Source organism: Streptomyces sp. NRRL F-5650 (genome assembly GCF_000721365.1).
GTDB lineage: Bacteria > Actinomycetota > Actinomycetes > Streptomycetales > Streptomycetaceae > Streptomyces > Streptomyces ardesiacus.
This window is the reverse complement of sequence record NZ_JOGV01000153.1, coordinates 1-887: the sequence shown is the minus strand read 5'-3', so window position 1 is coordinate 887 and position 887 is coordinate 1. Positions and strand designations below refer to the sequence as shown.

Annotated in this window: 1 protein-coding gene and 1 pseudogene; both read right to left on the bottom strand. The window is 75.4% G+C overall.

The genetic code is table 11. The features are described from left to right. Positions 1–213: ABC transporter ATP-binding protein (locus IG88_RS0137880; RefSeq protein WP_031051476.1), on the bottom strand; the 213-nt coding region annotated here is incomplete at its 3' end. Further along, a pseudogene (locus IG88_RS39870) lies at positions 210–887 on the bottom strand (FecCD family ABC transporter permease); the annotation flags it as partial. The pseudogene IG88_RS39870 and the gene IG88_RS0137880, both read right to left, overlap by 4 nt.

The following is an 887-nucleotide window of genomic DNA, read 5'->3' as shown; positions in this document are numbered from 1 at the left end:
CCCGTCGACCCGGACCTGGCCGGCGTCGGGGCGCAGGACGCGGTAGACGGTGCGCAGGAGGCTGGACTTGCCGCTGCCGTTGGGGCCGACGAGGCCGACGGTCTCGCCGGGGCGGGCGGTGAGGGAGACGTCGCGCACCAGGGCGCGGGCTCCGGCGGTGAGTGTGACGCCGTCGACGTGCAGTTCGGCGGGGCGCGTGTCGGCCGCGGTCATGCCACTCCTCGGTCGGTGCCGCGGCGGGCGTCCCGGCGCATCAGCCACAGGAAGAAGGGTCCGCCGCACAGGGCGGTGAGCACGCCGACGGGTATCTCCATGGGTGCGGCGACCGTCCGTGCGGCGATGTCGGCCCAGACGAGGAAGACCGCTCCGCCGAGAGCCGCCGTCGGAGCAGCACGAACAGCCGGGCGCGGAAGCGGGCCACGTCCAGGCCCATCGTGGTGGCCGCCTCCTCGCCGGCCAGCAGCAGGTTCAGGTTGCGGGCCTGCGCCATGAGGACACCGACACCGAGCAGCAGGGCGGTGCTCGGCAGCCACAGGGTGCCCCAGTTGACACCGCCGAGGCCGCCGAGGGTCCAGGCGAGGACCGCGCGGGCCTCGTTGCCGCGGCCGGTGGTGAGCAGCAGCAGGTCGAGGACCGCGGTGAGCACCGCCGCGACCGCCACCCCGGACGAGGCCGGCCCGAAGAGGGTGACCCCGAACACGATCACCGAGACCGCGCCGAGCGACGCCCCGGAGGAGACGCCGAGCAGGTACGGCTCGGCGAGCGGGTTGCGCACCAGGGCCTGCAGGGCGGTGCCGATCACCGCGAGGCCGGCGCCGGTGACCGCACCGAGCAGCACCCGCGGCGCCCGTACGTCCACCACGATGGTCTCCCGGGCGCGCGACCAG